Consider the following 24413-nt stretch of genomic DNA (forward strand, 5'->3'; position numbering starts at 1 on the left):
ATCTTCAGCGGCTCTCCCTCTCGAAAGCGGTTGCAAAGGTACAGACTTTTTCCGTTTCCGCAACTTTTACACCATACTTTTTTGCAGAAATTTTTCAGGTTCTTGCCTAACTCGCTGATTTACTTTATGCTATAAAGCATAATTTTTATTGCAATACGAAAACGGATGTGAAATGACCTACATTATATAATTCGTGCGTGCGCGTACGTGTGCGCGAAACGAGACGGAAAAAGTTTTACAAAAAATAGGGGAAAACAGCTGCAAAGCCTGAAGCTGCGAATGGAATACGGAAAAAGGAACGGAGTTTTTACACGGACAAGGAGGAACTTTTTACGTTTCCGCTACGAAAAACATACGGTTCCGCAACGCAAAACGTACGGTTCGCATGGCGGAAACATACGTTTCGCCAAAGGAAAACATAAAAATAATGGAAACATTACACGGTTTTCTACCCGAGGTTTTCTAAAAAAACCGGATTCCGGAAAAAAAGACAGCCCTTCGCGTAAGGGCATAAAAAAAGGAGTTCCGCTGAACTCCAACCTTTGTTAACCTTAAATCTAATACTATGAAAGACACAGTACAAAGAATTATTTTGAAATCCTCTAAAAGTAAATAAAGTATTTTCCGAAAAATAAAATCGATATTTCTCCCAAAATCCGCTAACTTAGCCCCTCTTAAAAATGATTTACCTATGGCACTTATCAAATCAGTAAGAGGGTTTACTCCTCAAATCGGTGAGAATTGTTATCTGGCCGACAATGCCACCATCATCGGCGATGTAGTAATGGGAAAGGATTGCAGCGTATGGTTCAATGCAGTACTTCGGGGAGATGTAAACTCCATCCGTATCGGCGACCGTGTGAACATTCAAGACGGTACCGTGCTTCATACGTTATATGAGAAATCAACCGTAGAAATAGGCAATGACGTATCTATCGGCCACAACGTGACACTTCACGGAGCTTGTGTGCACGACAATGCCCTGATTGGGATGGGGTCTACCCTGCTCGACCATGCCGTAGTAGGCGAAGGAGCCATCGTGGCTGCCGGTGCACTTGTACTTGCCAATACCGTCATTGAACCGCATACGCTTTGGGGCGGCGTACCCGCCAAGTTTATCAAGAAAGTTGACCCTGCACAGAGCAAGGAACTGAATCAGAAGATTGCCAACGGATATCTGATGTATGCTTCCTGGTTCAAAGAGGAAGAAACCGAGAAATAAAAAACAGCCTCGCAAGGTTTACGGCATTCGATTCCGTAAGTATTGCGAGGCTGTTACTTTTTATCTTTACCTAAGATTATTTATTCTTCAACTCTTCCAGCAACTCAGCCACATCTTCTTCACGTGTGGCCCAACTGGTCGCGATACGTACCACTGTCGTACCGTCAGCCCGTTTTTCCCACACCTCAAAGCCGATGCGCTGTGCCAGTTTCTCGTACAAGCTGTTTTCAAGCTGTACAAACAACTGGTTGCTCTGCGGACGAATGTAGAATGTATAACCGTTTACTTTCAGTCCTTCCACAATCCGGTCAGCCATATCAATGGCATGACGGGCAATTTTCAGGTACAAGCCATCTGTAAACAAGGTATCAAACTGCAAACCTAACAGACGTCCCTTTGCCAGCAACACACCCCGCTGTTTGACAATTGTATCAAACTGGCGAATCAGTCCGGGCTGCGGAATTACGACCGCCTCGCCAAACAAGGCTCCAACCTTCGTTCCGCCAATATAGAAAATATCACACAAGGAAGCGATGTCTTTCAAAGTCACATCCGTATCCCGTGCTGCCAATCCGTAACCCAGACGAGCCCCGTCGAGGAACAACGGAATCTTATGCTTACGGCACACGGCAGACAAAGCCTTCAGTTCATCCAGCGTATAAAGTGTACCGTATTCCGTAGGATGCGATATATACACCATTCCCGGAGCCACCATGTGATCCCAGCTCGGGTCCTGGTAGAAAGCCGTCACATAACGGTCTACTTCTTCCGCATCCAACTTTCCTTCATGGTGAGGCAAAGCCAGCACCTTATGTCCTCCTGCTTCCACCGCTCCGGCCTCATGCTGGTTGATGTGGCCCGTTTCTGCTGCAATCACTCCTTCATACGGACGAAGCAAGGCCGTAATGACCGTGGCATTGGTCTGCGTACCTCCCACCATGAAATGTACTTCCGCCTGCGGACACCCGCAAGCTTCTGCAATTTTCCGGCGAGCCGATGCACAATACTCATCCGTGCCATAGCCCGAAGTTTTCTCCATATTCGTCTGACACAAGCGCTCCAGAATCAACGGATGCGCTCCTTCCATGTAATCACTTTTAAAATATTGCATATTCGTTTTGTATTTTAAATTAGACTTTTTCTTCCAACATCAAACCCACTCCCTTCACGGTCTTCAGTTCCACCGTATCATCGGCCACTAACAGTTTGCGCAAGCGAGACACGAATACATCCAAACTGCGCGAAGCAAAGTAATCTTCCTCCGTATTCCATAGACGCGACAAGATGACTTCCCGCCGCACAATCTGTCCCTTATGCTCACACAACATACGCAGCAAATCAGCTTCCCGCGCCGTCAGCATCCGTTCTTCTCCCCTTTTCTGTTTCCATACGCCACGCACCGTATCAAAGGAAAACAGTTTCCCGATGGGTACCTCCCGGACTTCTTTCTGCGCCGACATCCCTCGCGTCAGTTTCAACAGTGCCGTGATATGTGCATGCAGTTCCTCGGCCAGAAATGGCTTTTTGACATAGTTATTCACACCCAGTTCATAACCTTTCACCACATCTTTCGGTGACACACGCCCGGAAGTAAACAAGATGGGCACATGCTCATCCTGCTCCCGGATACGCCGTACCATCTCATATCCGTCCATTACCGGCATCTCAATGTCGGCTACGATGACATCCGGCTGCTGTGCCTTCCAAACGGCCAGTCCTTCCTCGCCATTGGATGCCGTCAGCACCTTATACCCTCCAATCATATCCTCCAGACCACCCTGAATGATATAACACAGATTCGCGTCATCTTCCACCAACAACAATTTGATTATCTCTTCCATTTCATCGTTCCTCTTTTTTATTCTCCAGGGCACTCTCCGGAGGAAAAGCCAAGGTAAACCGGCTGTATTCCCCCTCCATGCTTTCCAGCGTGACCCGTCCGCCGTGTGCTTCCATAATCCGAAGCACATAATTCAGTCCCAGTCCGAAACCAGATGCTCCACCGGAACGACTGCGTTCACTGGCTGCCGCCCGTTCGTATTTCTCAAAAATCTTCCGCTGGTCTTTCAACGGAATACCGAAACCATTGTCGGCCACCGTCACACAGACTGTTCCATCCGCTTTCCGTTCCGAAAGAAATGTAATTTCCACGGCTTCACCCGAATATTTCAATGCATTGTCTATCAAATTACTGAGCGCTTCCCTCAGAAATTCTTCGTCTGCCCAAACCACTTCTTCCTGCAAGTTCCATACAAACGCAACCTGCTTAGCAGTTTTTGCCTTATACTTCTCCGCCAAATCCTCCAGAATCGGGCGTAGCAGACAATCCGTCTGTTGCAATTTCAATGCATGATTCTCCAGTTTGGAAAGCGTCAGTACCTTGTTGGTCAACGCCAGCAGATGCTCTCCTTCCTCTTTCACAATACGAAAATAACGTTCTTTCTTTTCCGGCTGTCCGTCCAGGCGTCCGCTTTCCAGAATCTCCGTCCCCATCAGGATGGAGCTCAGCGGAGTCTTCATGTCGTGAATCATGGCATACGAGAAATCCTCCCTCACCTTGGCTATCTTGTCCTGCCGGATAATGACACGAATCTGATACACAATACAGATAATGACCAGTACCATAATCAGCACCGTGGCAATCAGCAACAAAGTCATACGCTGGAAAATCACCCAGTAAGGATTCAGAATCACCCCTTGCAGATAGCGGGTATATGCCCTATTAATAGGCACCAGCCTTGTTCTCAAGTATTTTTGTCCTTCCAGTTTTGCCTGTGGAGAGGATGCCCGCAACACATTACCTAACGAATCCGTCATACAAGTCGATACCTTGGCCGAGATACCGACCGAATCCAGCATGTGGGCATAAATAGAATCCAGATTATGCAAGGACACATCCATCTTGAACGTATTCGATACCCCTTCCTGTATGGCGATGAACACAGCCGATTCAATAAACTGACGTGTTTCCGGAGTTGGAGTCTGTGTTTCGTCATCCTCCACGTCCTCATTCAGGTCAAACCGATACGTGTACGTGGAATCCTTCTTCCCATGCAACTCTTTCCAAAGGCCTATCCGATCAAAAGCCTCCTTAAGTGCCGCATCCTTAAAAAGCTCATGGCTCTGCCGCATGACGTTCTCACGGGTCAGTTTGTAAGTGTTGACCAGCCAGACATACTGTAGTTCGACAATCGCAATCAGTCCCACTACCGCAATCCAGCGAATGTGTTTCATCTTCATAAGCGTATATTCTTCACGTAAACGAAAGACGTTAACGTAGCGTTAACCTTGCCTTAACCCAAAAAGCGAAACGGGCTTTTTAGTTTTGCAGTGTCAAAGATAATGAAAGATAAAGACACGAACGATATGAAAAAGTATTTTTTAGTGAGCATCTTGTTACTGCTCGGTACGATGCTCGGAACAGCCACCGCACAAATCATCACAGGCAAAGTTACCGACCCTTCCCGTCAGCCTATTGACGGGGCTACGGTCGTGCTTCAAACACCCGATTCCATATTTGTAGAAGCTACCATTACAAATGCTGACGGTACTTTCCTGCTGAATCACCAGCCGGCACACTATCGTCTGCTGTTCCAACACCTGCTGTATGAACCGCAGGAGAAAGAAGGCACAGGGACTGATGCCGGTACGTTTACACTGCAACCGAAAGACTACGCACTTCAGGAAGTCGTAGTACAAGGCGAACGCCCGCTGGTCACCGTGGAAGGCAGCCGACTGACCTATGACATGCCGCAGCTGACCTCCCAACGGCTAGTCACCAACGCGTACGAAGCCCTCAAACAACTTCCGGGCGTTATCGAACAGAACGATGTACTGACACTGGCCGGAGCAGGCAGAGTCAGTTTGCTGCTGAACGGACGTCCCTCGTCCATGACCTACGAACAACTCATCACTCTCTTAAAGGGTATGCCGGCCTCGCGCGTGGAAAAAGCGGAAGTAATGTACAGTGCTCCTCCGCAATACCACGTGCGCGGTGCGGCTATCAACCTTGTACTGAAAGGATATAAACCCGGCGAAGGAGGCTTGCAAGGAGAAGTCAACGGTGAATATAAACAGCAGAAGGAAGCCGGAGGCAACGGAGGCGTCACACTGGCCTATACTTCTCCTAAAATTGACCTCGATTTCATGTACAACCTTCAGAGCAACTATACCCGTGGCTACATTGATTTCATCGCCCGTCATACGGTGAAGGAGCAGATATATGACGTGAATCAGGTGACGGACAATGAAGGACGTAGCCTGACGCACACCCTGCGCGTCGGAGGGACGTATAAATTTGATAAAGACAACTCGCTGAACTTGTCCTATACCACCCAGTTCAGTCCGGACAAAACCGGCGACAGCCATTCCAACGGGAATATTTCCGAATCATTCAATCATTCTCAGGCTCACCACCAGATGCACAATGCCGCATTGTATTATACCTCCGGATTCGGATTTCAAGCAGGAGCCGACTACACGTATTTTACCTCGACCGATACACAAGACTTTTTCGACCGTAGTCCGGAAGAGGTAGAAACCCGCTTCATAAGCTGTTCCGACCAGTACATTGACCGCTGGAAAATCTATGCCGACCAGCATCACACACTGTCACAAAACTGGACCCTGAACTACGGAACTTCTTTTACTTACGTCAACAACCGGAACACTCAAAACTATGATTTGCCGGAAATGCAAGGCAACAACCTGCACAGCCGTATCCGTGAATACACCTATAACGTCTACGCCGGATTCGACAAACCGTTCAACTCCCAATGGACCCTGAGTGCCTCTGCCACAATAGAATACTACCAGATGCAAGAGTACCGGAAATGGGCTGTCTACCCCACCCTCCAGTTGAACTACATGCCGTCTGCCTCGCACATTCTCCAGTTGTCTTTCAGTTCTGACAAGACTTATCCCGATTACTGGACACTGAGTGGCGCCACCAGCTACCTGAACGGTTACAACGAAAGTCTGGGCAATCCGTTCCTTCGTCCCTACACCGATTACAACGTCGACCTGACCTACATTCTGAAAAGCAAATACATTTTTCAGGCAAGTTACAGCTATACACCCGACTACTTCATGCAGACCGTTTACCTGGATTCCGACCGTCTGAAAGCCATCTACAACTGGCAGAACTGGGATTACGCTCAGGACCTTTCTTTCACGGCCATTCTCCCTTTCAAGGCAGGAAGCTGGTGGGACAGCCGTCTCACCCTACAGGCTACCTTGAAACACGACAAGGCCAGTGTATATTACGATGCACCTTTCAATCAGAAGCAATGGGTCGGCGTAGGACACTGGACACATACCTTCCAGCTATGCCGCCAGCCTAACCTGAAAATGGAGGTTACCGCTTTCGGACAAACAAAATCCATACAAGGCAGTTACGACATTCAGCCAGTGGCCTTCGTAGATGCAGCCTTGCGCTATACCTTTGCCAAAGACAAAGCCATGCTTCAACTGAAAGGACGTGACCTATTCAATACGATGAATCCCAAAACAAAAGTCCGGAACGGTGCGCAACATCTCGACATGAACACCAAAAGCTACATGCAGAGCATTACCCTTTCGTTCAGCTACCGCTTTGGCGGCTACAAGAAAAAAGAAGTGAAGGAAGTGGATACCTCACGGTTTGGGAACTGATATTAAACAAAAATATCCTGTTGCCAACCTACATATTGACAACAGGATATTTAAATTTCTCCTTCTAAAGGAAACAGGTATTATTTCAGGCTTCTGCTCCCATTCAGAATATCTTCAGGAATTTCAGCACAACGTGTATATACAGATACGTCTTCTGCATTATCCTTTACAGTCCACTTCATTGTTTCATCTGTCATTTCTGATACAATGTATTCTTTCAACGGGTCATGTGAATAATCATACTCACCTGTCAAAATATACCCTAAATCTTCATCTTCTTCAATTTCAAAAGAACCTGTAGATTTATGCGAATACATACTTCCCATATTTTCATACATTTCAAAAGTATGTTCCTTTCTATTAAAAGTGATGTATACATACTGACCTTCTTGTAAAGGTGCCCCATTGAACTCAGTCAACATCCACGTTCCATTCATAGTGGCATAATTTACCTCCTGATATACCACTGGAGCTTCTTCATCCTTGCTGCAAGCCGTCGTCATTGCTAACAACGAGATGCACATCATAATTCTAAATATGAATTTTACCATATCTTCCTATTTATAAATATTATTATTTTATATCCATATTGATTTTTATTGTCCTATCGGATGGTCGTCCGGAAACACCTTCAAGTAAAACATTGAATGACTTTTTCCCCTTCTGCCCGGAAAGTTTTCTTCCATCCAGTTCTACCATCAATAAGCCTTCTTGTCCAGGTTCTAAAACCTCCGGTTCCGTTCTTAACTTCAAAAATTCTGGAAGAAATCCCTTTACAGCACTTACCTTTAAAGGCTCATTTCCTGCATTAGCGCAAGCTATCCGCTCGACTCTGCGGTGCATAGTCGCAGTGACAGTTCCCATGTTTATTGTCTTAGCACGTATTTTTAAATGCCCCATGGTATACCTGTAATCTCTCCATAAAGCCGATGAAGGAGTAACCTTTCCTGAAATGGTCAATGCAGCAATTGGTTTCTTTTCCGAAATGCTTACATATACAAATGCCCGGGTATAAATAGTTCCTGGTTGTCCGAACGGATTATAAGTCAGTTGAATCACAGCCTTTTCTCCCGGATTTATCACTGGAGAATCTATATGAGCGTTTGTACATCCACATGTAGTAGAAATCTTTGTGACTACTATCTTCTGTTTTCCGACATTCGTGCAAGTAAAAGTAAAAACTTGCGGCTTGTCATCCTCAGACAGAGTTCCTGCATTTATCTCCATACGTTCAAAGCGAAGCATTTCTTCCGCATGCTCCATCAATACAGGATTCAATACGGCATCCAGTTCTTTTTGGGAGAAAACTTTCTGTGCCATCAAAAAAGGCACAGAAAGTAATATGAACATCCAGATAATTACAGTTCTCATAAAAATCAAACAAGATTACATCCATCCATTTCCAGTAGCCTTACGCACCGTAATCACAAATTCTTGTGTCTTGCCATCGCTATTGGTCACAGAAGCTTTAGTGGTTCCAACTTTGGTACCTTTTACCTTCAGCTGATTATTATCCAACGATACAGCCGCAATACTGCTATCCACGACATTAAATTCCGTAGCTGTCACATTATCCGCATAGATTCTGTTCAAATTCACCGTTTCTGTGGCGTCAAGTGCTACGTACACGTTAGGTACACGCATTGGCTGGGCACCAAAATTACTGCCATCAATATTGGCCAGCACAGCCTGTGCATCGATTAAGCCTCCTATATTACCTCTATAAGCCGGTAAGTTCATTCTCAAATGAGGAGCAGCCTCACCTACACTTCCCCAATTTTCCCAATAACTCTTCTCATCTGAGAGATTGCCACTCAAATCTCTCACCGACGCCAGCAGCAAATCTTTAAAATCCGACGCACGATAATGCTTACGCAATTTTGCTGCATACGACAAACCTAAAGCTGCTACCCCCGATACATGCGGACAAGCCATTGAAGTCCCATCCATATAACCATATCCACTTTGGCTTGCGGTAAGGTCAGAACCCTCAATAGCTGAATTCGGCATAGTAGAAAGGATAGAAGCCTTTTCATCCTTAAAGGCATTCGCATCACCACCAGGAGCTGCAATCAGGTTCTTGCTTCCACTCGGGCTGACATAATTCGTATAACAAGAAGGTTTTCCTGCCGGATCAAGTGCAGTAACACAAATAAAGTCACCATACGCTCCCGGGTAGCTGACCATAGGAGCATATTCATTACCTGCTGCAAATATGGCAATACCTCCATCAATCACCCCATTCGGATCACCCGCATTATGAATAAAATATTCTAACGCTTCTTTCTGAAGTACCACCGAGTTAGACCATTCCTCATCCGATGTAAAACCAGGAGTACCCATCAATGGATTGATACGTCCAGAAGCTGCCGACCAACTACACTGAAGAATAACAGCCCCATTATCTGCTGCATACTTAATGGCCTTAGCTTGATTCAGTACAGAAGAAGCCCCTTCTCCACTAAAAATCTGGCAAGACATTATTTTCACACCAGTTTTAGGAGTTCCATCCCCTCCAGCAATACCTCGAATACCGATCCCATTGTTATCTGCAGCAATTACTCCAGCCACGTGGGTCGCATGTCCCGTATCTCCCGTTTGAGTATATGAAATATGACCATTCCCTGCAACAAAATTATAACCATATTTGTCACCAGCATATCCATTGCCATCTGCATCTTCATCAGAACCAAATGTTTCTGCTGGATTAATCCACATATTATTGGCTAAGTCTTCATGGTTATACATCACCCCTTCGTCCACTACGGCCACAATAATAGAAGGGTCACCCTGGCATTTTTCCCAGGCCGGTACACAATTTACATCGTATCCGGTAACAGCACCTGTAACTACACTTCCATCATTTCCTATACCCCACTGAAGTTTCATATTTTCAGTCTGGGTCTGGCTGCCTAATGTTTGAATGGCTTCTCTTGTAGCCCTGTTTAAACCCTTCGCTTTCTTGGTGGTATCATAACCTCTCTTTATCACCTGGTTATATTCCACGGTTGCCACTTCCGAAAGCTTAGACATATCCAAAGCCACCTTATTCAAGTCCATATCTTTATCAAACTTCACCACATACCACAAATGCAAACCATTTTTACGGGTACGTTCTTCATGACGTTTGTCTACAGGGAAAACACGTTCAAAGGTATATGCTCCGGCAATATCTAGGATTTCATCTACCGAAGGAATACTCGAACGAGTCTGTACCCCGCTACGACTTAAAATCTGAGCTTTTTCAAGCACCTCTTCCACTTCCGGCTTAAACTTGATGAGAAGTTCACCTTCCACTGCCTCATCAGCCAAACCAGATATAGGGGCCACTATATTCTCTTGCACTCCAGATTCTAAAAACGTTTCAGAATCAGAGCAGGAGAACAACCCCATAGCACTCACAAGAGCGGCAAAAATATATTTTTTCTTCATTTTTAATCGTTTAATTTTCGAGCCATGCAAGCCCCGGCCTACAGGTTTGCAGGCCGAAAGCTTTACAAAGTTCTATTTTATATCATTCCACAAAAATTACTTTAACGAAATCAATTCCCCTCTTCCGATTCATCTGTTATCTGAGGTTTTCTCTTAGGATACATCTCATAATAACTCATCTTTCTCGTTATGCCATCATCTTCAAACCCATAGTTACTCAAGTTTGTAGGCTCATTACTGAACTTTGTAATAACCTCACCCTTTGTATTTTTAGCCTTTGAAGACGTTGTACTAAGTTCCTGCTGGAAAATCATGGTAAACGGATCCCAGAAGCTCAGGTACGGATGATATAATATCCAGTCAGGTAGTTTTCCGTTCATGAAGTTCAGGTTTAAAGAAAGCTTCTTCATTCTTGGCCAAACTTTTGGAGCACCAATCAAATACTTCTTAGCGTCTTCAATTGTATCTTTATTGGCTGCATTATCAATATCAATTTGTGTATAAGCTTTAATACCTAAATTCAACAAATCCTGATCCGAAGGCAATTCTCCATCCAGCATATTTAAAGACAATGACAGATATTCCAGATTTTCCCATTGCAACAACTTCTTAAAATAAGTATTATTATATCCATCTGACGGTCCAGGGAATCCATCTCCACCATAACCAGTAGTCCAACGGAAACCAAGTTTATCATCTTTTCCTTTATAGGCTGAAAGATCTTTTGTCGTATCATAACGATTTATCTTTGTCAAATCCAATTTGCGCAAATAAGGGAAATGGTCCTGCGTAATACTTTCGATACCGATAACCTTCACGCCGTCTATTGTGGTTCCAGCTTCGCCCATCACTTCAAAGTTATTGCTGCCCAAGTCCAAAGAGATAAGCGTATTACCCAACTCGGTAAAGTTTTCCGGCAATCCCACCAGACCATAAGCGCATATCGCTAAATTACGCAGATTTCCATATTTCACCAGTTCACAAATCTCATTTCCCAATACGATATCCTTGAGGAATGTATTCGAGTTTCCTGAGAATGTAATTGATTCAGCAGTTTTAAGATATTTCACCTGATAAGGAAGTGATTTCTTTGTTTCAAACGCAATAAATTCTACAGATTTCAAACGGCCAATCAATTCTTTAGGGACAGGAGCGGAATAATCAATCGTTCTATCTGGATTTAACTTAATATACTTATCAGTAGCTTCCCAAAGTTCTACACCTTTCCAGTATCTCATGTTTTCACTGGCATCCCAAGTAAAAATACCATTCATGCTACTATATATGGAAAGAAGAGCCAAAGAGTCTCCGGCACGGTCATCCGTAATTACCGGAGCAGGTTTCTGAGTAACAACCAGTTTTATTGAACCATCCCCCTCAGTATCAGACGTTTCATGCGGAGTAATAATTACCTCTGCAGTACGAGCCTTCTCAGCCATGTTGACATCCCAGTCAAAATGCAGTTTCAACAAGCGTGGACGGTCTCCATAATCATAATTAGGCGTTTCTTTCTTGTACTTCAGCCATTCCTTGTCTGAAACGGTTCCATCTTCATCTGGCAAATTATTGACCCTTACATCAAAATTCACATTGGCCATCATTGTAACCTCAAAGAAACGCTCCTCCAGTTTCGCAGAGTTTTCCAAAGAGATGGTTCTGTCTTCTTCACTTACAAAAATACCTTTTGCATACCCCATCTGCATTACTTTCACTGTAGTTGCAGTGGTCTGGCCTGCTGCCATAAAAGTGATAACTCCTTCACGTGGTTCAGCCACTACAGACGAGTCTACCAGAACTTCACAAGTAGCAGCTCCTTCTCCATTGGAAGGACTGAATTTCAACCAGGAAGATTCAGAAGTACCCTGCCATTTCACATTGCCTTTTATTTCCAGCAGTTCGCTGCCTCCATCAGCCCCGACAGCAATCTCCGTCTTGTCGATAGAGAATTCAGACACGACATTGTCTTCTTCCTTACAGGAAACAGCCAATACCATGCAGGCCGAAATAACCATTATAATATTTAAAAATCTTTTCATACGTTACTCGTTAAATTATTCCAAAGTCAGATAATCACATCCACGAATATCTTGTGTTGTATCATAAATCAGCAGATACATACCAGCCTTGATATAAGGACAAACAGACGATACATTCAGAACGATACTTGGGTTATCACTTACATCCAGCGTATTAATGAGGTACGAAAGTCTTTCCGTTTCGGGAACCTTTCCAATATCATTTCCACCTAAAAGCAATGCACGCAAGCCTTTATGGTTACCAATATTTGTAGGCCATTCCTTATATACTCGGTTACCGTCATCATCACGCTGGTTACGCATAATCAACGTGTTCAGATAAGAAATATTTGCCAATCCCCATGGGAATGCCGAGAACTGATTTCCACTTATATCAATACCATACAAATGCGGCATATATGTTCCATTCATATCATCCGGTAATTTCTTCAAACGATTGTTCGACAGGTCAAGACTTGTCATCATATACGTTTTTTCACCCTTAATGTCATCATTCGTAATCTCCTCGATTTGGTTCCCGCTAAGATTCAACACGGTCAAAGGAGATCCGGACGTGAACAAGTCTTTCGGGAAGGTTTTCAATGCATTACCAGCCAAAGACAAATTATTCGTATTGATACCCTTATCTGTCGTTACTTCTGTAATCTCATTATAAGAGAAGTCAATGGAAGCCATTATGTAAATTGACTTGGCATCAAATATATCCGGAAATTCTGTCAGTTCATTATGTGAGAAAGACAGTGATTCCACATCATCCATACCACAAAAGTATCCATCCGCATCTTTTTCGATACGTGCAATCTCATTATAATCAAAAGTACCCTGAACCAAGTTCACATCCTTTCCAAAAGCAGGAAGAGCTGTCAACTTATTGTATATCAAATCAATCTTACCCAACGTCTTCATCTTAGAGACTTCTGTAGGTAAAGATGCAATATTATTATAACCTAAATATAGAATCTGTAAAGATTCACCGGCTTTACCCTCTGCCAATGTTTTAATTCCTTCTGGGAACGCTGCCGCTAACTGAGGATTCATTGCCATATTCAGCTGAGTCAGGTTCTCCATTTCAGCCAACTGATCAGGGAAAGCTGTCAAGCGTGGGCAGTTGTAAATTTCAAGGTCTGTGCAACTTTTCAAATCACCTAATGACTCAGGCAAGCTAGTAATAGGTGAGTTGGCTATATACAATACTTCAAGTTTCTTCAGGTTTCCAATTGCCTTATCAATCCCCGTAATACCGTTGGTCAAGTCACCATGGATTATATCCTTGGGCTGTACAATCGATTTTTTAATGGCCGGCTGTCCAGCCTCTACCATACAACGCTGCATCTGCACGTCCCAGTCCTGTCTGGAGTCGCGCAATGCAAAGTTATCCATATAATCAGAACGTAGCTTTTCAAGCACAGCAGGAGTCAAACCACCCTTTAAATCAGCCAGTGGGTTTTCTCCCGGACGCAATTTATCATTGTGTGTACCTAAAGCCAGACTTTGAAGTTCTTCAAACTCACCAATCACTGCAGGCACAATTCCTGTCGGATTAAAATCGCCAATAGACAAACCAATAACACGGCCATTCTTGTCAAGGCTTACTCCCGGCTGGTCACCCCACATGTCTATATCTTTATTATCAAAATCCCAGTTGGTTCCTTTCGGATAGCTTTCGCCTACATAAGACCAGTTTGGGCCTCCCAGCTCCTCCCACAAAGTACGAAGATTATAATAATCTTTTATGTTTGCAGCTGTTTCCATAATAGTAACAGGCACCTTTGCATCTGTCTGCTTGTTATCTGTCACCGTAAAGGTAGCCTCACCCAATACTTCATCATTAAAATATTGCAGAAGTTCCGTACGATTATATGCAGCATACGAAAGAATCTTGTAATTTCCAGCCTCAGCTGTAACAAGCGTATCAATTCTTCCGACAGAAGTACGATAGCCTATACCCCGGTCATCAAAATCTTCTACATAAGTTACCTTCAAAGACTTAAACTCTTGCGTCTTTTTGGTATCCATGTTCTGAATCTTAATATCCACCTTATTAATATCGCTAAACGGATAGGGGTCGGAATCACTTGCACCACGAGATTGGATATTTTTAATCAGTTCAAACTTAACCAAGCCTCTTCCTATTGCATCCACCAGCAAATCCTGCACAACAAGCCCACCACTTACAATTGTAAAGGTTGTTTTTTCAGATGGAATACCGGCAAAAATAGGTTCTTTCTCTGCTCTATCATAAAGATAAAATCCTACTACTGTATATTCACCGGTCTGCAGTTCCAGTTTATCACTACGCAAACCATACTCTGCGCTTTGCTCATCATAAGCATGCAACATAAGTGTCTGAGAGAAGTCATAATCATTGCTTCTCAACACTACTTTCACTTTATTTGCTTCATAAAGTGAATCAAGCACGTTTCCACTTGCACGAGAGGTCTCATTTTTTACATAAGACTCACTCTTGTACACCTTAAACTGTACGTAACCCTTATCAGCCTGAAATACTTCTTTGTCATCAGTACAAGCATATAACAGAAAACAAAGAATATAAAAAATAAATCTACAATAAGATAATCTATTCATAATATCACTCCCTATAAATTAAAATTGCAGCAACTATTGGAGAAGATTGGGATTGCTCATCCCATTTGCGTACAACAATGCATAAAGGTTTTAATACATCTCCTTTTTCATCATATCCATTAGTTTCGCTTATTCCATTCCCAAAAATATACGAAGACATATAATCACAAAAATCATTAGTGCCCCAAGATGGGTATTTCACTGGATCTTCTTGAGATAAATTATGCCATGAATATACCTCAAAATCGGCATATACATTAGAAACAATTTTAAAAGTTGAATATGATGTATGAGACTGTAAACGCACCTTATAAATATTATTAGTTCCACAATATTCGATATCTTCATCGGAAGGAGAATCAACTTTTAAAACCATAATAGGTTCTTGACTATCTGAAATCACTTCAAAATCACTTGACGTAATGAAAGCACTTTTTTGTGAAATAGCAATCAATACATATTTGTCTGCACAATCTGTAAAAACTCCGGAAGAGGTTAATAAATTATCACGACCAATAAAACCCAATGTATCTTTTGGCATAATCATTACCACACCAGATCGTTCTCTATTTCCTTCATTGTTTTTTACTGATAATTGAGCTTCTTTTAACTCAGAATTCTGTTGTTGATTCACTTTTAGACTCATCCAAGCATCTTGATTATCAACTAAAACATATTGATTTGCAATTTGCTCTTCAAAATACAAAACTTCATAATCATTTCCATTTACCAATACATTTTGCATAACCAAAGGAGCATCAAACTCATCAGATTCACCCGTCATGCTATTGGAGGTAGAATATTTGCCTCCATCAGAATTGAAAGTCCATCCTCCCCAAGCATTCTTATCAGAACTAACTCTATCAATACCATAAAAATTCACTGGTATATTAACAAAATCGTCAGTTCCTGTCCTTTTCACTTTTATATCACCTTTTTTAGCAAAAGCACTAAACTCATCCTTTACAGTAACAGAAATATTTCCCGGACGAAAACCAAGACCTTTCAGAGGAGCTTCATTCACCACTAACCATTCGGGATATTCCTCAACAGTCCAATCATAATTAGTAGTAAAATTAATGTCAACTCCTTTTCCTATTTCCCTATAAAAAAACGGTATTAGGTTTTCCTCTGAAAAATAATTCCCATTAGCATCTGTCACCCATAAGCCTTCTCCCTGACGGGTCAACTTTGCAATAACTTTTTCCATGTCACCTTGTTTCAAAGTGATTTCAGCCTGCATTTCTCCATAACTCAGTATTTCTTCATTTACAGACACCTGCACAGTCTGCTTTCCTGCCTGTCCGCTAATAGAAGTCATTCCATTAGAGAATCTGCACCACAAAGTTGAAGAATACAGTTTCCAATCCATTGACGCCTCAAAAACGAGGTCAACAGACTCTCCTGCCTTCACTGAGAGGATTTGCTCTTCTTCTGGGAAAGAAGGAGTCACAGGTGCCCCCTCATCCTCAGAACAAGCCACAACCATCACAGCTACAGCCATAAGCCACATTTTTGATAATATGTTTATATATTTCATACGTCTATTCTTTTGACATTACATGTTAATATCCTTGTTTCTTCAGATAATCATACTCCTCCTTAGAAATCCATTCAACCACAGTCGGGTATGTACCTAACGGACCAGCTGATTCGTATCCTTCTACATAGAAAGTATGATACAGCAGAGCAAATCCCTGACATACATTAAAGTATGAAACTACTCCAGTATAAGGCACGGCCAAAATCATATCCGTACCCAATACTGCTCCACCTGTAACTTCAGATAATTTGGTAACAACCTGAGTTTCCATCTCAACTTTGGGTTCAAGTGGTTTCTGCGTATTAAAACTGATTTTCAAGTCCATTCCATCCAAGAAGAAATCATTAATGATTACCCCATTTTCCTTTTCCGGATCTTGTTCCACAGTCACCAGGCGGAAACTTGTATTCTGCATATAGTCTGCAAAGAAATTAGACGTTACTTTGGCATATCCTACAAAACGCTGAATATCAAACGGACAAATCTTTACCAACTGCACTTTCGTCTCATCTCCATATATATCCCAGATTTTATCTTGTGGCGCAACCAGTCTCAAATTAATACCCAAAGAGTCCATATCTTCAAAGTTATCATAAAAACCTTTGATTTTTACAGAAGAAGCCAACTCGCCAGCTTTAATGGTAACCGAGTTTGACTGCAGTTCATAATGTAATCCTTCAATGGCATTACTTCCTTTATCGACTACCTCTACGGCGTAAGTACGATCATAGTCGCATGCCGTAGTAGCAGATATAGGAATATCATAATAAGTATCCGAACTTTGTATGGCAATGGTCTGCAACGAATCTGAGAACATTACATAGTCAGGACCCGCATAGGAAACACGATCTTCACTGCATCCAACAAATAATGTGGCAGCAAAGGCAAATATTCCCAATTTTCCGAAAAATCTTTTCATCGTTATTCCTTTATATTATTTCGTTATTTATTACTTTCATTCGGTTCAATGGCAGAGCCCGGCAAGTCAAGTTCATGCTGAGGAATCGGCCATACAAACAAAGGATTGCCGGCCTCTATTTTCAGGCTGCTTCCATCTCTCACACTTTGTTCCTGCGGCTTACGTTCAAAACCTTTACCCCAACGTTTCAAGTCCTGCAAACGGAATCCTTCCATGAACAACTCACGGAGACGTTCCTTGTCAATTTCGTCCAGCCAGTTTTCTGAAGTCAAAGTGGCAGAACCATACGTTTGATAGCGAGCCTGACGCAAGGTAGAAATGTCTGCAGACGCTTTTGCAAAGTCTTCTTTCTGGCAATATGCCTCTGCACGAATCAGATATTGTTCTGATAAACGGAATACTTTCGGCATATTTACATGATAAATACGGTAATTGGAAACAAACTCCATGTTTCCATAATACTTTACCAGCAACGGCCAAACAAGCCCGTGAGCATATCCGGTAGGCATATCCTGGAAGAATGAAACATAACGCAAGTCATTACCTTCATACGTATTCAGTGCTGCTTGTCCAGGTACATAATCCGGGCGATAACTAATTTCATCAAAGTTCAAGAACACCTGTCCCAATTTTCCTCCATAAGATGTAGGAAGGAAGCCGACTTTCCAAATAGTCTCAGTGGAAGCATCATATTTCCACATATAGTCATAATATGACATATCGTTCGTATAGACTGTGGTAGCACTTGAAAGCATATACAAATCGCTGTCAATCAGTTCGGAAGAATACTTAATTGCATTATCCCAATCCTGCATATAGAGATATACACGAGCCATCAGTGCCTGCACCGTAAATTCATTGAAATAAGGCGAATCATAATAATCAGATGCCACAAGCGTAGTGCCTTCCTCCGGTTCCATGTAATCGTATGCTTTTGTCAAATCATCCAGAACAAACTGATATGAATCATACAAAGAGGCACGCTTCATTTCGCCCGGATTAGAATAACTTGATACAAGCACCACACCCAGTTCATCTTTAGCCGTAGCCGGATCGTATGCCTTACAGAAACATTTAATTAATTCTGAATAAGCCAATGCACGGGCAAAATGCACTTCACCCTTATAAGCTTCCAGTTTCTCGTAAGCATCATCATCCACAATGTTATTCTCCCATTTAGCCACTTGTTCAAAGAAGAAGTTACAGTCGCCGATAACCTTGTAAAGTGAGCCGTAAACGGCTTCAATATCCGCATTGGTAGGATTGATGTTCCAGCGCCAAATATCACCATAAGCATTGGAATAGCCATTTACTGCGTATACCAAATCAGACTGGATGTCAGGCAGCAAAGTCAAGTTACCGCTATACAAATAGCGGCTCATAAAGTCTGAGTAAATTCCCATGACAGCCTGATTGGCTTCTTCCACTGTAGTAATGGATTGATCGGCCAGAATAGCATGTGTAGGGTCCTTGTCCAAACATGAAGTAGAGAACAACATCGCCGCTACTCCCAATAAATATATTTTAAAGTTTCTCATCGTTGTCTTCAGCTTTTAAAAATTCAATTCTACGCCCAAAGTAAACTGACGTGACATAGGATATTGCGCACGGTATATATTAGCAGAGAATTCCGGGTCAAGTCCGGTGAACTTAGTAAATGTCAATAAGTTCTGTCCTTGTACATATACACGTGCTCCGTTAAAGAATTTCGTACTTTTCAATACACTCTGAGGAAGATTGTAAGAAAGCATCAGGTTCTTCAAACGCAGGAAAGAAGCATTTTCCAGGTAATGGGTATCAAACTGAGGAGTAACTCCATGACGCGGAATGTCTGTCACATCTCCCGGTTCTTTCCAGCGGTCATAAAGCAAACGTTTTGACTGGTTGTAAGAAGTATACAAACCATTACTTTCGTCCATAATGCGGTCATTATTATACGCCCAACGGTCAGCCATCCAGCTGAACTGTGCAGAAAGCATCAAGCCCTTCCATGAAAGGGTTGTTCCGAAACCTCCTTGCCACGGAGCGATGAAGCTCTTTCCTTCAATCAGCACACGGTCTTCTTCACTGAACACATTGGTTATTTCACCGTCTTTAGTATACCAGAGTGCATCTCCGTTTGCCGGATTCACACCTGCATAACGTACCATGTAGAAGTTTGCTACGTCATGTCCTACCGCATACATGTTTACGTTGCTGTCTACATACTGGTCGATTCCGTTATAAAGTTCCGTAAGCTTGTTTTTATTGTAAGAAGCATTGGCAAACACATTCCATGTAAAATCTTTTGTACGAATGATGTCAGCATCTACCGAGAGCTCGATACCACGGTTAACCATTGCACCTACGTTATCCCAATAAGCTCCGTAACCTCCGTCTGCATAACTTACCGGTACCTGCATCAACATATCAGAAGTCAGCTTGTTATAGAACTCTGCCGTAAAGTTTACGCGATTAAAAAAGCCCAGACGCAATCCTACGTTAGTAGTCCAAAGCTTTTCCCAAGTAAGATTCTCATTTCCACGCTGTGAGGGTTTGATACCTGTTTCACCCAAATAGTTAGAGCTACCCGTTACCAAAGCCAGATGTTCATAGTTAGAAATAGAGGAGTTACCAGAAGTACCTGTACTGAAAGTCAACTGAGCATTGGTAAGCCAGTCGTAACCTTCAAAGAATTCTTCCTTCTTGAAATCCCACATCAATCCTACAGACCAGAATCCGGCCCAACGATTATCTTTACCAAAACGTGAAGAAGCATCTGCACGTACAGAGAAATCTGCATAATATTTACCATCCAGGTTATACTCGCCACGGCCAAAGAAAGACAAGAATGCATATTCTGTAGTAGAATCCCCCCATGAACCAGCAAATGAACCTGATGAAAGATTAACCAATGCATCATTGTTCTGCTTGCTTGTGGTTACATTGAAATTCTCTGAATGATAATTCACGCCTTCCTGTCCCAACATAAAGTTAAAGTCATGACGGTTTTTCAGGTTGAAGTGATAATTAGCCGTATTAGTAATGGTCAGGGTCAGATTATCCAAAGATGAACGTCCGGCGCTACCCAGTCCTGCATTCAAAGAATAACTTGGAGTAGAAGTTGAGAAACCAGTATCATGTGAATAGTCTACACCAAACTGCGAACGAATAGTAAGTCCCTCAATCGGAGTCACTTCCGCAAAGACAGATGAAATAACCTTGTAAGTCTTATATTTTATCGGATTGTTTATCAACCACTCAATAGGGTTCACTCCGCTTCCTTTCCAGGTTCCATCATTGGTAGAGGCCAAAGAACCGTCTTCATTGTAAGGATTCCAGTAAGGCAACATAAAGTGTGAAGCAGAAATAGGTGCATAAATTGCATAATCTCCATCCACAGCCTGCTCGGTTTCCTGATAAGCAAGCATGGTACTTGTTCCTAATTTCAGCCATTCTTTTGCACGGTTTTCCACATTGGCACGTACATTATAACGACGGAAAGAAGAACCGAAAGTAATACCATCCTGATCAAAGAATCCTCCAGAAACATAATAGTTAGTCTTATCAGTAGCGCCATTTACAGAAAGCTCATAACTCTGGGTAGGAGCATTGTTGTTAAACACTTCATCCATCCAGTTTACGTCTATACCTTTCACCTTATCATAATATTCATCACCGAGGTCAAGACCGATTTCTTTTTCATACTGTATACGCTCTGTCGTATTCATCATGTCCCAGTTGCTTCCAGCCAGCTGTGAGAATCCCCACTGACCTCGGAAAGTGACATTGGCATCTCCTACATTGCGTCCACGCTTAGTAGTAATCACCACTACCCCATTGGCAGCACGCGCTCCATAAATAGAAGTAGAAGAAGCATCTTTCAACACAGAGATACTCTCGATGTCACTAGGGTTAATTGAATTAAAACTTGATGATTCTACAGGCACCCCATCCAAGATAAACAACGGAGTTGTTCCAGAGTTAATAGAGTTAGTACCACGAATCTGGAAAGTAGCCGCACGGCTAGGCTCACCAGAAGCGGCCATTACAGTCAATCCCGGAGTCTGTCCCTGCAATGCCTGATCAAAGCTGGCCGTAGGTACATTTTCCAGTTTTTCACTTTTCACAGTCGACACAGAACCGGCAATGGTGCCTTTCTTACGTACACCATACGCTACGACTACCACATCGTCAATCATCTGTGAATCGTCCAACATTGTTACATTCAGCACACCGGTATGTGAATTCACTTTCAGCTCCTGCGTCTGCATACCGATATAAGAGAAGACCAAAGTAGCTTCGCCACCCTGAATCTGCAACTCATAGTTACCATCAATGTCGGTAACCACTCCATTAGTAGTTCCTTTTTGCAGGATAGATACTCCAATCAGCGGTTCATCGCCTGTCTTCGACACGACATTACCTTTAACCCTATACGACTGGGCTAAGGCTGACTGAATACCCAACACAGCAAAAAAGAGTAACCAAAGACTAAATCTTTTCATCTTTTGCCTGTTATAAAATAAATTAATGATTAAATAAAAAGTTCTTATTAAACAAAACAGCACCATACCAGCTTCACTAACCTTTCAAAGCCAGGCACGGTTATTCAAGCATTCATTACATGAACACTCAAAAAAGAGAAATAGTAGAAACGGAATACCAAAGCCAATCCCTTGATATTCCGATGAAAGTTATTGCTAGAATGAATCGCGAGATTTTACATTGCGGAATACCAATTCTTGATTATCAACCCCTATAATCACATAAAATAAATTCACATTCATGTCCCTCTATCTATATAATTCTAAGCCGCAAAGATATATAAAAAACTATAACATGATATATTTTACCTATCACTTTTAACGAATTTCAGTATATAAATCTATAAATTATCATCAGAACGCGTATTTTTACTCACTAAATATACATTCTGAATAGCCAAATATTTTTAAATGTCTTCGAAAATCCTCAAATGTCTTCAAATGTCCTCAAATGTCTACATAGCCCCTAAGTGACCTTTTATATTTGTACCGGAAACAACAATGTTTCCCTAACGGGAACCCTACGTTTTCCGAACGAGAAACATAAGGTTCCGCAAGGAGAAACATACAGTTCAGCCAGCGGAAACATAAATAACAACTTGTAATATTTCAAAAGATATGGAAGCATTGTATGATTTTTTACCCGTACCGGGAACAAAGAACAGCGAAAAGAGCCCGAAACTTTACCCTAAACTTGTAACCAGAGGAGCTGTACCCTTCAGCGAAATCATCCGGCAGATAGCCCGTTCTTCCGGATTCAAGGAAGGAACCGTAATTGGAGTAATGGAAGAAGTGGAGAAATGGACATCTTTCTACATTTCCAGAGGAGAATGCGTAGAAATAGGACACATGGCCTATGCCGTGGCCAACCTGAAGGCAGGGAAAGAGATAACCGACGAAGGCGAAATTCACGCCCAGACCATCCGATTCGATAAAGTACGGTTTCGCACAAGCAAGAGTTTCAACCGAAGATGCAGGGGACAGGAACTTTCCCGAGTCAAGACAGAATGGAAATTCCAGAAAAGTTCCGCCCGATACACGGAAGAGGAACGCCTGCACCTGCTCATGGAGTATCTAAAGCAGCATCCGTTCATCACAAGGACAGAATACGGTCAGCTGACCGGACTTCAGAAATCAAAAGCCTGGAAGGACCTGAACGGATGGATAAAAAGCAAGATATTAGGAAGCAAAGGAAAAGCTCCCCACAAAATTTATATACTTCCACCGGAGACTATTTCGACAGCAACCGGCGACTCAGGTAGCGCACCGGATACCATACAGACAGAAAACCTACAGCCAGTACGGTAAAGAAAATGAGCGCCACGTCTTCCCAGTGTACACTGACGGGATAAGCGTCGACAATAAAACTGCCGGCTGCTCCTAAGGAAATCAGTCCGAAAGTCTGTTGCAACCAGCAAAGCAGCACACCTAACACAATACCCGACACGGCTCCGATAAATGAAATCAGTCGCCCTTCAAAAAGGAAGATACGCACAATCTGCCGGTCATTGGCCCCTAAGTTACGAAGCGTCACCACATCGTCACGCTTATCAATAATGAGCATGGACAGGGAACCGATGACATTGAAGCAGGCTATCATCAGGATGAAGGTCAAGAATAGATAGGATATGAATTTCTCTATCTTCATGATGCGGAACGTGTCGGCCTGCTGTTCGTAACGGTCGAACACACGAAAACGTTCGCCCAGGTGTTTTTCCAGTTTACGCTTAAAGGCATCTATATCGGTGCCTTCTTTCATTTTTAGATTGATGGCACTGACTTCAGTGGTGTATTGAAACAATTGTCGGGCAAATTTCAAAGAAGTAAGGATATAGGAGCCATCGTATTTCTCCTGATTTACGGCAAACACCAGTCCGGACGAGAACAGGTTTCCTCCTGTAAAGGAAGCTGCCGGATTGGCCATGTTCACCTTAGCCCCTCGCTTGGGAGCATACACTTCTAACGGGTCAAGGAAACGGATGCCGGTACCCAAAGTAGCTAATAACTGTACACCGGGAATAGCATAATCTACCACCTCATCATGCAGCAGCAACTCTCCTCTTCCGAAAAGAATGGTATCAATCGGTGTCAGTTCTTCAAAATTATCTTCCACTCCTTTTATGACAGCCATGGCCTGACGCCCCTGATACTGCACCAAAGCATTGTCTTCCAACGACTCGGACACCAAGGCTACTTCAGGCATTTTCCGGATGGCTGCAATAGCTTTATCCTGGCCGTCGAACACTTTTCCGGTAGCAGGCACAATTTTCAGCTCCGGATCGAAAGCCGTGAACAAATTAGATACCAGGTCCTGAAAACCGTTGAACACGGAAAGCGTACAAACCAGCGCCAATGTGGCCAGTGCCACTCCACACACGGATATACCGGAAATCACATTGATGGCATTGTGTGATTTCTTGGAGAACAAATATCGCCGGGCTATGTAAAAAGGAAAGTTCACCGTTATACCTTATTTATATATAACACAAAATAAAAA

The 24413-nt window shown here is 42.8% G+C and carries 16 protein-coding genes; 3 read left to right on the plus strand and 13 right to left on the minus strand.

Annotated elements, in window-relative coordinates:
• Positions 1-691 precede the first annotated feature (691 nt).
• On the plus strand, positions 692-1222 hold the full coding sequence (locus tag DXD04_RS11070) for a gamma carbonic anhydrase family protein (protein ID WP_117673240.1): 531 nt from the start codon (positions 692-694) through the stop codon (positions 1220-1222).
• 76 nt (positions 1223-1298) lie between these two features.
• Here the strand turns inward: DXD04_RS11070 and DXD04_RS11075 are convergent, their stop codons facing one another.
• The 3 genes from DXD04_RS11075 to DXD04_RS11085 are packed head-to-tail and all read right to left on the minus strand — an operon-like array spanning position 1299 to position 4462.
• Entirely contained in the window at positions 1299-2333 is a 1035-nt protein-coding gene (locus DXD04_RS11075; RefSeq protein WP_117673242.1) for a threonine aldolase family protein, read from the minus strand.
• Between the two features lie 19 nt (positions 2334-2352).
• Positions 2353-3054, minus strand: a complete 702-nt coding sequence (locus DXD04_RS11080; RefSeq protein ID WP_117673326.1) for a response regulator transcription factor — start codon at positions 3052-3054, stop codon at positions 2353-2355.
• Between the two features lie 10 nt (positions 3055-3064).
• On the minus strand, positions 3065-4462 hold the full coding sequence (locus DXD04_RS11085; RefSeq protein WP_117673244.1) for a sensor histidine kinase: 1398 nt from the start codon (positions 4460-4462) through the stop codon (positions 3065-3067).
• 126 nt (positions 4463-4588) lie between these two features.
• Here DXD04_RS11085 and DXD04_RS11090 point away from each other — a divergent pair, with 126 nt between their 5' ends.
• A complete protein-coding gene (locus tag DXD04_RS11090; protein WP_178270053.1) occupies positions 4589-6874 on the plus strand; it encodes an outer membrane beta-barrel family protein in 2286 nt (761 codons plus the stop codon).
• 80 nt (positions 6875-6954) lie between these two features.
• Here DXD04_RS11090 and DXD04_RS11095 read toward each other — a convergent pair whose 3' ends face one another.
• From DXD04_RS11095 to DXD04_RS11135, 9 genes are all read right to left on the minus strand, one after another.
• The gene (locus DXD04_RS11095) at positions 6955-7425 is read right to left on the minus strand and encodes a lipocalin family protein (protein WP_229035348.1); all 471 of its coding nucleotides are present in this window, start codon (positions 7423-7425) and stop codon (positions 6955-6957) included.
• A gap of 22 nt (positions 7426-7447) precedes the next feature.
• The gene (locus DXD04_RS11100; RefSeq protein ID WP_117673248.1) at positions 7448-8245 is read right to left on the minus strand and encodes a DUF1573 domain-containing protein; all 798 of its coding nucleotides are present in this window, start codon (positions 8243-8245) and stop codon (positions 7448-7450) included.
• Between the two features lie 15 nt (positions 8246-8260).
• On the minus strand, positions 8261-10306 hold the full coding sequence (locus DXD04_RS11105) for a S8 family peptidase (RefSeq protein ID WP_117673251.1): 2046 nt from the start codon (positions 10304-10306) through the stop codon (positions 8261-8263).
• Between the two features lie 110 nt (positions 10307-10416).
• The gene (locus DXD04_RS11110; RefSeq protein ID WP_117673253.1) at positions 10417-12342 is read right to left on the minus strand and encodes a BACON domain-containing protein; all 1926 of its coding nucleotides are present in this window, start codon (positions 12340-12342) and stop codon (positions 10417-10419) included.
• A gap of 15 nt (positions 12343-12357) precedes the next feature.
• Positions 12358-14928 (minus strand): DUF4458 domain-containing protein, encoded by a 2571-nt coding sequence (locus DXD04_RS11115; RefSeq protein WP_117673255.1) that lies wholly within the window; start codon positions 14926-14928, stop codon positions 12358-12360.
• A gap of 4 nt (positions 14929-14932) precedes the next feature.
• Entirely contained in the window at positions 14933-16468 is a 1536-nt protein-coding gene (locus DXD04_RS11120) for a BACON domain-containing protein (RefSeq protein ID WP_117673257.1), read from the minus strand.
• A gap of 25 nt (positions 16469-16493) precedes the next feature.
• A complete protein-coding gene (locus DXD04_RS11125; protein ID WP_117673259.1) occupies positions 16494-17390 on the minus strand; it encodes a DUF4984 domain-containing protein in 897 nt (298 codons plus the stop codon).
• A 23-nt stretch (positions 17391-17413) separates the two neighbouring features.
• Positions 17414-18928 (minus strand): RagB/SusD family nutrient uptake outer membrane protein, encoded by a 1515-nt coding sequence (locus tag DXD04_RS11130; protein WP_117673261.1) that lies wholly within the window; start codon positions 18926-18928, stop codon positions 17414-17416.
• Positions 18929-18943: 15 nt separating this feature from the next.
• Positions 18944-21877: a SusC/RagA family TonB-linked outer membrane protein gene (locus DXD04_RS11135; RefSeq protein WP_117673263.1), complete on the minus strand. Its 2934-nt coding sequence runs from the start codon at positions 21875-21877 to the stop codon at positions 18944-18946.
• Positions 21878-22534: 657 nt separating this feature from the next.
• On the opposite strand from DXD04_RS11135, the gene DXD04_RS11140 reads away from it, so the two are divergent.
• Positions 22535-23224, plus strand: a complete 690-nt coding sequence (locus DXD04_RS11140) for an HU family DNA-binding protein (protein WP_178270051.1) — start codon at positions 22535-22537, stop codon at positions 23222-23224.
• Here DXD04_RS11140 and DXD04_RS11145 read toward each other — a convergent pair.
• Positions 23148-24377 (minus strand): FtsX-like permease family protein, encoded by a 1230-nt coding sequence (locus tag DXD04_RS11145; RefSeq protein WP_117673265.1) that lies wholly within the window; start codon positions 24375-24377, stop codon positions 23148-23150. The two genes, DXD04_RS11140 and DXD04_RS11145, sit on opposite strands and share 77 nt — an antisense overlap.
• Between the last annotated feature and the right edge of the window lie 36 nt (positions 24378-24413).

Origin of the sequence: Phocaeicola plebeius, assembly GCF_003437535.1 — a bacterium.
Taxonomy (GTDB): domain Bacteria; phylum Bacteroidota; class Bacteroidia; order Bacteroidales; family Bacteroidaceae; genus Phocaeicola; species Phocaeicola plebeius_A.